The organism is Coleofasciculus sp. FACHB-712 (genome assembly GCF_014695635.1).
Lineage (GTDB): Bacteria > Cyanobacteriota > Cyanobacteriia > Cyanobacteriales > FACHB-T130 > FACHB-T130.
Window position 1 is genome coordinate 1 of sequence record NZ_JACJOQ010000351.1, and the last position, 10,555, is coordinate 10,555.

A 10,555-nucleotide genomic window follows, 5' to 3' on the forward strand; every position below is an offset into this window, starting at 1 on the left:
GGTTTCTTTTGGCAGCACATGATTGCAGGGATGGGTATGAGGTCTTGGTCTAGCCATGCGCGTGCCACACCGATTGAGTGCATGATTAAGGACACGAACAATGATGGTTATGTGAGCTGTAGCGCCATGCTAGGCGGCGAAGTCGTACCACTTGAGTGTGGAGCCAACATATTAAATATTGGTTGCCGAGTGAATTATGGTGCGGCGGCTGCCCCTCCTGTGCGTCCATTCAATCTGCCAAATGTTCGCGGAAGTTCCTGAAATTCTAAGAAACTTTTGCCCAAAGTTCCACAGAGCTAGCGCTTAACATCTCAAACTAGGTGTTCCTGAGTCGCGATCGCAGATGGTTTGGCGTACACACTCTACTCTACTGGAGACTAAGTAGAACGAAGTTCGTGCAGAATTCTGCAACAACAGAAGACATAACCCTCCGATATTGAGGAGAGTTTACACCAAGCTATTTGCGATTCCTGCCCCAAGCTTACCAAACCATCTGCGGTTGAATCAAACACAGCCTAAAAACTAAAACCCTTGCGTGTCGTCACTTCCCACTACTTCCCGCATACATAGTCCAGAAGTCACCAAACCATCTGCGGTCACGCGATGGATGGCGAATTCGTTCCGATATCAGACCAAAGATGAAACTAATAATCCCTAGCGAAATTGCATCTGATATCGAGCCGCGTTTACCTCCCAATTTACAGGTGGTACGTGTGGATAGTGAGGGTAATCTTGACGGCGATGCCAGCGATGCTGAAGTTTATTTCAACTGGATTCTGCTAAAACCAACTACTTTGCATAAAGTTCTCGCGGCTGCACCCGCGCTGCGTTGGCAACACACCCCTAGTGCCGGGGTAAATCACATTCTGACACCAACGTTTTTGGGACGGGAGATTACGCTCACGAATGGCGCAGGGGTTCATGCAATTCCGATTGCGGAATTTGTCCTGATGTTTATGCTCTATCATGCGAAAAATTTACCTCAACTACAAGCATTTCAAGCTGAACATAATTGGGGGAGAGGCATAAAACTGAAAGAGTTGAAGGATGCAACTTTGCTAATTATTGGTGCGGGAAGTATTGGCGTCGCGATCGCGCAACGTGCGTCATCTTTTGGAATGAGAGTTTGGGGTAGCCGTCGCCATCCCGAACCGCTACCGGAGTTTGACAAAGTCGTGAGTGCAACCGAATGGCGATCGCTGCTTCCGGAAGCTGATTATGTCGTCGTTAGCACACCTCTGACACCGGAGACGAAAGGCACGATGGACGCAGCAGTTTTTCAAGCCATGCGTCCATCTGCCTTTTTCATTAATATTGCTAGAGGTGCAATCGTTGATGAAGCTGCATTGCTGACTGCTCTTCGAGAAGGCTGGATTGCAGGCGCTGCATTAGACACTTTTTCCGCAGAACCCTTACCGCCAGATAGTCCTTTTTGGTCGCTGCCTAACGTCTTTATTTCACCTCACTGTTCGGCAGATTCGCCACAAACTTACCAGCGATCCTTAGAACTGTTTTTGGAGAATTTGAGCCGCTATCAAGCTGGTTTACCGCTGCGAAATGTAGTGGATAAGCAAGTGGGTTACTAATATTTTTCCCACTCCTCCTCTGCAATTAGCAATTCGAGATTCTCAAAACTTCCTGACTCTCACTGCTGCTTTAGCACAAAAGTTCTCAATAGAGGGCTTGTAGCGAGTGCGAAGACGTGAAGATGCTTGCTTAGGACTTGTGTAACTGTCACAGAGCAGTTTATAGGGTGCCTTCGCGCGATCGCCTTGCTTCAATTACAGTTGATTACGCAACGCAACAGGAAGCACTCAGCAACCTTTAGCCTAGATGATGGGTATGATTTCTAGGCTGGCTTGCAGATTTTAGGGCGAACCATAAGCGTAGGAACGTGACGGTGAAACTTCGGTAACACGTACTTATTTTGTCCCGCCTTATCCTTATAATTAATCTTGGTCAATCAGCCTTTCAGGGACTACCTCATACTGCCTAGTTCGTCAACTAGATTTTCTTAACGATAAAAAAGTACATCTAGGGATTCTCGCAACGAAAGCTGTTCAATGGCTCCACTGAGCTAGTTAGCCGAAAAGCCTAAATCGTTGACTTGTACAATAATTTGCCAAATACAGGCTAAAACAAGGGGCCGTTAATATGGACTTGAGCGGCAAAAGTAAGATTCCGAAAATTCTCCAAACCGATCAATCCCAACTGCTAACAGACTGGATCTCAGAGCAAATAACTGCTGGTATCCGCAAAGACCTAATTAAGGAAATAGAGCTGCGTGAAGAATGCAGAGAATTCCTGGACTTGTTCTCGGCATCTGTCCAGCAGGGTAACTTCACCGACATTAAATCGACTGAATGGCGTAGCGTGCGCGAGATGCTTGGCTCGATTTCGCGATCGCGCAGCCAGAAAGGCTTCACGCCATCAGAAACCGCAACTTTTGTTTTTTCTTTGAAGCAACCTTTGTTCAGCCGCTTGCGCCTAGAACTTGCACAGGATAGCGAAAGCCTTCTGGAAGAGATTTGGTCAGTTACGACTCTGTTGGACAAGCTTGGACTCTGGACAACTGAAAGCTATCAGAAAGCCCGCGAGGAAGTGATCCTGCGCCAACAAGAGGAGCTGATGGAACTTTCAACGCCAGTCGTGAAACTGTGGGAAGGCATTTTAGCCCTACCCATCATTGGCACCCTCGATAGCGCCCGCACCCAAGTGATGATGGAGTCCCTCTTGCAGAAGATTGTAGAGACGGGTTCGGAAGTCGCAATCATTGATATTACGGGAGTGCCCACCGTTGATACTCTCACCGCTCAGCACTTACTTAAGACAGTCACTGCGGCTCGTCTAATGGGCGCTGATTGCATCCTGAGCGGGATTCGTCCCCAGATTGCTCAAACGATTGTCTACTTGGGCGTGGATTTGGCTGATGTGATCACCAAGGCTTCTCTATGCGACGCATTTGCTTTGGCTCTGAAGCGAACTGGAGCCACGATCTCTCGCGCCCAAACACGCACTTAAGGAGTTTTATGGAACGTATCCCCATATTACAAATGGGTGAATTCCTGCTAGTGACGATTCAGGTCGATATGCACGATCGCCTAGCGATCGCTTTGCAAGATGACCTGACCGACCGCATTAGCCAAACAAGTGCCCGTGGTGTGCTGATAGATATTTCAGCACTAGAGATCGTTGATTCTTTTATTGGACGGATACTGGGAAATATTGCCAAGATGTCGCGAGTACTTGATGCTGAAACGGTTGTTGTAGGTATGCAGCCAGCAGTCGCCATCACTTTAGTAGAGTTAGGACTCTCCTTAACCGGCATTCGCACAGCCTTAAACGTTGAAAAGGGAATGTCCCTCCTGCATAAATCGTTGGAGGCTTCTCCTAGGGGGAGCATAGATGGTCTTGCAGAGGTCTGAAACGATAAGCATCCAGTCTTCGGCAGACGTTGTGCTAGTACGGCAAGCCGTGCGTCAGTTTGCCCTAGGACTGGGTTTTAGCCTAATAGACCAGACTAAAATCGTGACAGCGGCGAGCGAGCTGGCACGCAACACCCTGGACTATGGCGGCGGCGGGACGGTGCAACTCGAAGCCCTAGAGGAGGGACTCCGTCGGGGTCTGCGGCTAACTTTTGAAGACAGTGGGCCAGGAATTCCGGATATCGATCTGGCGCTAAAAGATGGCTTCACAACCGGAAACGGGCTGGGGATGGGTTTGAGTGGGTCAAAGCGCCTGGTGAACGAATTCAATATCGTTTCCCGTGTCGGAGAAGGCACAAAAGTCACTATTACAAAGTGGAAGTGAGTTAATTATGAATGCTCCGGTCGCCTTACCCATTTTAGAGTCTAGTCAGGCTGGTGAAGCGAGACGAATAGCCCTCGCGATCGCGACTCGTCTCGGCTTCAACGAAACTGAGCGGGGGCAGGTTGGTATTGTCGTTACTGAGATCGCCAATAACCTGGTTCTGCACGCTAAAGACGGTCTGTTGCTGCTACAGCCTTTAAGCAAAAACGAGATAACGGGTATAGAAATCCTAGCCTTGGACAAAGGGCCAGGGATCAGCAATATCCAGGAGTGTCTGCGCGACGGTTTTTCTACAGCAGGGACGCCTGGAAATGGTTTGGGGGCAGTTAGCCGCCTTTCTGCTTTTTTTGAGATTCATTCTGTTCCCAACGTGGGTACAGCTTTATTAAGTCACCTCTGGGCTTGCCCAGAAGTGGCAAACCAATCGACCAACAATCTAGAGATTGGCGTGGTGTGCCTGCCGATGGCAGGGGAGGAGGTATCGGGTGATGGGTGGGCAACCGACCAACAGCCCGGTCGCAGTCTGCTATTAGTCGCAGATGGTTTGGGTCATGGCCCTCTAGCCGCCCAGGCATCCTTAGAAGCCATTCAGATATTTCGAGAGAATGTCCGCAAAAGTCCCGCAGAGATTATTGAAGCGGCTCACGTAGCCCTGCGGAGTACTCGTGGAGCTGCTTTAGCGATCGCAGAAGTAGACTTTAAAACTCTTGTCGTTCGTTTTGCTGGAGTTGGTAATATCGCTGGCAGCGTTTTTTCTCCCGCAGGAAGCTACAGCATGGTTTCCCACAATGGCACAGTGGGGCATGAAGTCCGTAAAATCCAGGAATTTGTCTATCAGTGGCCTCAAGGAGGGCTTTTGGTGATGCATTCCGATGGGTTGAGTACACAGTGGCGATTGGATCGCTATGCTGGTCTCATAACCAGACATCCCAGCCTAATTGCTGGAGTTTTGTACCGGGATTTCTACCGAGGTCGCGATGACATCACTGTGCTGGTTGCTCGCGAAGAAGACTGAAGGCCAAAGGAGTACAGCAGGGGCTGATGAACAATAAATAACAAGCGATTAGCCATTAGCAATTGACCAATGACCAATCTTCTTACGATAGAAATACGATTTGAGCAAGATGTCGTGATGACCCGTCAGCAGGCACGCCAGATTGCTCAAGCTTTGGGGTTTGACTCGCAGGATCAGACGCGCATTGCCACTGCTGTATCGGAAATTGCCCGCAACGCCTTCCAATATACCCGTGGGGGAAAAATAGAGTTTCGGGTGGAAGGCGAATTGCCTCAGAGCTTGGTGGTATGCATTCGTGACCAAGGGCCGGGTATCGCCAATCTGAAGAGCATTCTGGATGGGCAGTATAAATCAAAAACCGGAATGGGTTTAGGCATTATTGGCACCAAGCGGCTGATGGAGCGGTTTCATATCGCGTCCACGCCAGGGCAGGGAACAGAGGTGCTGATGGAAAAAACCTTGCCAAAGCGGGCACCGATCTTGACAGCAAAGCGCTTGGCGCAAATTGCTGATGAGTTGGCGATGCGAGGGTCTCAAAATCCCTTTGAGGAAATTCAGCAACAAAACCAAGAACTGCTTCGCACTCTAGCAGAACTCGAAAAGCGTCAAGCTGAATTGGCGCAGGTCAATCGCGAGCTAGAGGATACTAATCGGGGTGTTGTGGCATTATATGCCGAGTTAGACGAAAAAGCAGTTTCTTTACAGCGAGCCAATGAACTTAAAACTCGCTTCCTCTCTAATATGAGCCATGAGTTTCGCACGCCGCTCAACTCGATTATGTCTCTCTCTCGACTGCTGCTAGATCGGATGGATGGTGAATTGACACCCGATCAAGAACAGCAAGTGACGTTTATCCGTCAATCGGCTGAAGGACTCTCGGAGTTGGTAAACGACCTTTTGGACTTGGCAAAGGTCGAGGCAGGAAAAATTGTGGTTCATCCGAATGCGTTTGAAGTTAGCGAGCTATTCGCTACTCTTCGAGGAATGCTGCGCCCACTTCTTAGCGATAATTCCTCAATTTCTCTTGTTTTTGAAGAACCTGTTGGCTTTCCCCCACTCTGCACCGATGAGGGGAAGGTTGCCCAAATTTTGAGAAATTTTATTTCTAATGCATTGAAATATACCGAAAGAGGTGAAGTTCGCATCAGAGCTGAACTGGACAAAAACGCTGTCGTCTTCTCGGTGGCTGATACAGGTATCGGAATTGCGCCTGAGGATACTGAACGAATCTTTGAGGAATTTATTCAGGTGAATTCTCACCTTCAAAAGCGGGTTAAAGGAACAGGTCTAGGACTGCCGCTTTCGCGGAAGTTAGCCGAGTTACTGGGAGGGAGTGTCTCCATCAAAAGCTTACAAGGGGTAGGTTCCACGTTTTTCGCCACCATACCGCTCGTTTACCGGGGTGAGGGTGATATAGAGGAGGTATCTGAACCCGATGCTCCTTTGCAGTTAGATGCGACTCGCTATCCAGTATTAGTTGTAGAAGATAACCCAGAAACACTGTTCATTTACGAGAAGTATTTTGCGGGGTCGAGCTATCAAATTTTCCCAGCGCGATCGCTCAAGCAAGTAAAACAAGCATTTCAAATGTTTGAGCCACGAGCTGTGCTATTAGACATTTTGCTTGAGGAGCAAAATACCTGGGATTTCCTTTCAGAGATGAAAGGAAACGCTGCGACACGAGATATCCCGATCGTTGTTATCACTGTTATTGACAACGAAAAGAAAGCTCGTGCTTTAGGTGCAGATGCCTTTTTTGTGAAACCAGTAGAGCGATTATCGCTTCTTGAAAAACTTAATACTTTAGTCAAACAAGAGCATTTACAAAAAGTTTTGATTATTGACGATGACCCAGCATCCCACTATCTACTAAAGCAATATTTAGCCGATTTTACGGGTCGCACCACTCGTGAAAAATGTTTTAATTTTAAGATAATTGAGGCAACTTCAGGGGACGAAGGTATCCGTCACGCCCGCCTAGAAAATCCTTCTTGCATTTTTCTCGACCTAGTTATGCCAGATATGAGCGGGTTCGAGGTTTTGGAACAGATGAAAGCCGATCCAGCTACTAAAAATATTCCAGTAATTATTAATACTTCAAAGCTTCTTGAACCAGAGGAACGCTCGATACTTGTCGAAAGCACAGTAGCGATTTTATCAAAAGAAAACTCATCTCGTGAAGAAGCGATCGCTCTTGTCCGAGAAGCACTTCTTTTAGCTGGGCTAGTTCTAGAGCCTGGAGAGGCTGCTCATGTCTGACCGCACCCTTATCACGATCTTGCACGTAGACGACAATGAAACGAACCGCTATGTCGTCAGTCGAATGCTTCGGAAAGAGGGGTATAAGGTTCAAGAGGCTGCTACTGGCGAAACGGGTCTGCAATTAGTAGCGCAGCAACCGCCTGACTTAATTATCCTTGACGTGCAGCTTCCTGATATTAATGGGTTTGAGGTCTGCCACCGCCTCAAGGCAAACCCTGCTACTTCCTCTATTCCTGTCCTGCATCTGTCTGCTAGTTTTGTCGAGAGTAAAGACAAGGCACAAGGGTTAGAGAGTGGTGCAGATGGCTATCTAGCCCAGCCGGTGGAGCCAATCGAGTTGCTCGCTACTGTGAAAGCTTTGCTCCGCATCCGAGAAGCTGAAGAATCGGCAATGGCTTTGGCGAAAGAGTGGCAAACGACATTCAATGCCATGAAAGATGGTGTTTGTTTACTAGATCACCGTGGCAGAATCTTGCGAACTAACAGCGCCATGACGAATCTTCTGAAAAAACCGTTCGGAAAGATCGAGGGTTGCTTTTATCAGGAGGTAATGCACGATATCCTGGGCTGTGTCGAGGTCACTCCCTTAACTCGTGTCCAAGAAACCCGTCGTCGCGAGAACGAGGAGCTACGGTGTGGTGAACGATGGTTTTCTGTAACCACAGATCCCGTGTTCGACGAGAGTGGAGTTTTTACGGGTGCCGTGTATATCGTAGCTGACATCACAGATCGCAAGTGGGCATCAGAAGCGCTGCGAACCAGCGAAGAACGGTTTCGCTTGTTATTAGAAAATGTAAAGGACTACGCGATTTTCTTCATCGACCCAGACGGGCGTGTTATTCGTTGGAGCATTGGAGCAGAGCGCATTTTCGGTTATCAGGAAGCCGAAATCCTCGGTCAATCTGCCTCAATTATCTATATACCTGAAGACCTAGAACTCGGTGCAGACAAGCAAGAACTGGAAACGGCAGTAATAGAAGGTCGTGCTGAAAATGAACGCTGGTACCTGCGTAAGGACGCCACCCGTTTCTGGGCAAGTGGCATCGTAACGCCCTTACGAGATGAGACTGGGCAGCTACGAGGCTTTTCTAAAATCATGCGTGACTTCACTGAACGGAAGCAAGTTGAAGACGAACGCAACCAACTACTCGTTGCGGAACAGGAAGCACGCACCGCGGCGGAGTCAGCAAACCGGATGAAGGACGAGTTTTTGGCAACACTGTCTCACGAACTGCGATCGCCCCTCAACGCAATGCTAGGGTGGGTTCAATTACTCAATACCCGCAAATTTGACGAGGCGACTACTGCGCGGGCGATGGAGACCATTGAACGCAGTGCTAGGGCACAAGCTCAGCTGGTGGAGGATTTGCTGGATGTTTCCCGCATCATCCAGGGCAAGTTACGCCTAAATGTCCGCCCAATTGAGCTTGCTTTGGTTGTTGAGGCGGCGGTTGATACCGTCCGTCCGGCGGCTGATGCTAAGGCTATTCGACTCCAAAGTGTACTCGATCCGGCAGCAGGCCCGGTTGCCGGTGACTCAGACCGCTTACAGCAGATAATTTGGAATCTATTATCCAATGCAATCAAGTTCACACCTAAAGAAGGGCGAGTTCAGGTTCGCCTCGAACGGATTAACTCCCATGTTGAAATAACAGTAATCGATACAGGACTTGGCATTAACTCTGACTTTGTGCCCTATGTCTTCGACCGCTTTCGTCAAGCTGATAGTTCTATTACCCGGTCATACAGTGGACTTGGTCTTGGTCTAGCGATTGTACGCCACTTGGTAGAGCTACACGGTGGGACAGTTCGTGCAGAAAGTCAAGGTGAGGGGCAGGGAGCGACATTTATCGTAAAGCTTCCTCTGATGCCTGTCCGTATGGAGACAAGTGAGGGAGAGCGGGTACACCCAACGGTTGGGCGGGGAGTTTCATTTAACCATCCACCTTCGTTAGATGGCTTACAAATACTCGTTGTAGACGATGAGGTTGATTCGCGCGTGTTTGTCACCACGCTATTGGAACAGTGTGGAGCTTCTGTGTGTGCCGTTGGATCGGCTGATTCAGCGATTGAAGCGATAAAAATTCTTAAACCAGATGTTCTATTGAGCGATATCGGGATGCCTGGAGAGGATGGCTACACATTGATTCGTAGAGTACGGGCATTGAACGCAGAAGAGGGGGGACGAACTCCTGCTGTTGCTCTAACAGCATACGCTAGGGCTGAAGATAGGATGCGAGCGATCGCTGCCGGATTTCAAATGCACATCCCTAAACCTGTGGAACCTTCTGAATTAGCAACCATTGTAGCGAGTCTTGCTGGACGAACAGGAATTCATGAAGTGTGAAGTCAACGGCAGTCAGTAAATCCTCTAAGACTCGACTTTCTACAGTGAACGGTTCCACTGAGTTAAGTTTTTAAGTATCAGAACAACAAGTGCCTACTTCACTGTTCAGAGGGAAGGTTGACTCAGAAAGCCTGAAATAGGCTGAAAAGACAAGTTTCAACCCGAGAGGAGTTGGTGATTGTGGATAGAAATAGATGGAGAAGCGTCCAAGAAAGGGAGGGGGCAAGTAAGCTGAAAATGAAAAATCTACAGAAATATTCAGCAACCCCCTTAATTGGCCAGGGGAGATGCTTTGTTTTGCCAAATAGATGACTTTTGTCAAAAATTTGAACCGCAGTGGCAGCAAAAGCTACGGATGCATGACCTCAAGACTCGGAAGCGAGAATGTTTAGAGAGGGTAGCCCAAAAATAGCATTTACTAACAAGCAAACTACAGGAAACGGCTTCTTTTGGCAATTGCACAGTGGAAACAAAGCAGTTTGCATTAGCTCAATCCTATAATAAAGGGTCGCTCTTCAAGAGCGACCCTTTATTATAGTCAATCTAACTAAAAATCAACCTGGCACTGAGCTATTTTCCCAGGCAGTCACCCACCGAGTATCTTCGCCGCAGTTGCGTTTCACCTCCGAGTTCGGGATGGAGTCGGTGTGGTTCCACAACGCTAGTAGCACCAGGAAAGAATGTGAGGATGAACCCTCAATACTGCATAGTAACGTTAGTTTAGTTTTAGGAGTTGAGGTCAAGCCCTCGGTCTATTAGGACGCTTCGGCTGCATACATTGCTGCACTTCCACCTGGCGCCTATTTACAGGTGTTCTTCCTGTGACCTTACTGGATTATTTCCATGAGAGCACTCATCTTGAGGTGGGCTTCCCACTTAGATGCTTTCAGCGGTTATCCGCTCCGCACTTGGCTACCCAGCGTTTACCGTTGGCACGATAACTGGTACACCAGCGGTGCGTCCCTCCCGGTCCTCTCGTACTAAGGAGGGATCCTCTCAATGCTCTTACGCCTGCACCGGATATGGACCGAACTGTCTCACGACGTTCTGAACCCAGCTCACGTACCGCTTTAATGGGCGAACAGCCCAACCCTTGGGACGTACTTCCGCCCCAGGTTGCG

7 protein-coding genes, 2 rRNA genes and 1 pseudogene are annotated in these 10,555 nt (G+C 48.6%); 8 read left to right on the top strand and 2 right to left on the bottom strand.

Going from position 1 to position 10,555, the window contains the following annotated elements:
* The 8 genes and pseudogenes from H6F50_RS08920 to H6F50_RS08955 all read left to right on the top strand — a co-directional run.
* Positions 1–261: pseudogene (locus H6F50_RS08920) on the top strand (hypothetical protein); the annotation flags it as partial.
* Positions 262–638: 377 nt separating this feature from the next.
* Positions 639–1,586 carry a D-2-hydroxyacid dehydrogenase gene (locus tag H6F50_RS08925; RefSeq protein ID WP_190428414.1) on the top strand — a complete coding sequence of 316 codons (948 nt, stop codon included), beginning with the start codon at positions 639–641 and terminating at the stop codon, positions 1,584–1,586.
* Between the two features lie 568 nt (positions 1,587–2,154).
* Positions 2,155–3,021 (top strand): STAS domain-containing protein, encoded by an 867-nt coding sequence (locus tag H6F50_RS08930; RefSeq protein ID WP_190428415.1) that lies wholly within the window; start codon positions 2,155–2,157, stop codon positions 3,019–3,021.
* Between the two features lie 8 nt (positions 3,022–3,029).
* Positions 3,030–3,425 carry an STAS domain-containing protein gene (locus tag H6F50_RS08935; protein WP_190415969.1) on the top strand — a complete coding sequence of 132 codons (396 nt, stop codon included), beginning with the start codon at positions 3,030–3,032 and terminating at the stop codon, positions 3,423–3,425.
* A complete protein-coding gene (locus H6F50_RS08940) occupies positions 3,406–3,810 on the top strand; it encodes an anti-sigma regulatory factor (protein WP_190415968.1) in 405 nt (134 codons plus the stop codon). Before H6F50_RS08935 ends, H6F50_RS08940 begins: the two co-directional genes overlap by 20 nt.
* A 7-nt stretch (positions 3,811–3,817) precedes the next feature.
* Positions 3,818–4,825 (top strand): ATP-binding SpoIIE family protein phosphatase, encoded by a 1,008-nt coding sequence (locus H6F50_RS08945; RefSeq protein ID WP_190415967.1) that lies wholly within the window; start codon positions 3,818–3,820, stop codon positions 4,823–4,825.
* Between the two features lie 69 nt (positions 4,826–4,894).
* Positions 4,895–7,084, top strand: coding sequence for an ATP-binding protein (locus tag H6F50_RS08950; protein ID WP_190428416.1), 2,190 nt, complete (start codon positions 4,895–4,897; stop codon positions 7,082–7,084).
* Complete coding sequence (locus tag H6F50_RS08955; RefSeq protein ID WP_190428417.1) at positions 7,077–9,434, top strand: response regulator; 2,358 nt, start codon at positions 7,077–7,079, stop codon at positions 9,432–9,434. The genes H6F50_RS08950 and H6F50_RS08955 overlap by 8 nt, the downstream gene beginning before the upstream one ends.
* Before the next feature lie 557 nt (positions 9,435–9,991).
* Here H6F50_RS08955 and rrf read toward each other — a convergent pair.
* Positions 9,992–10,109 (bottom strand): 5S ribosomal RNA (gene rrf, locus H6F50_RS08960).
* Between the two features lie 60 nt (positions 10,110–10,169).
* Positions 10,170–10,555 (bottom strand): 23S ribosomal RNA (locus H6F50_RS08965); the annotation flags it as partial.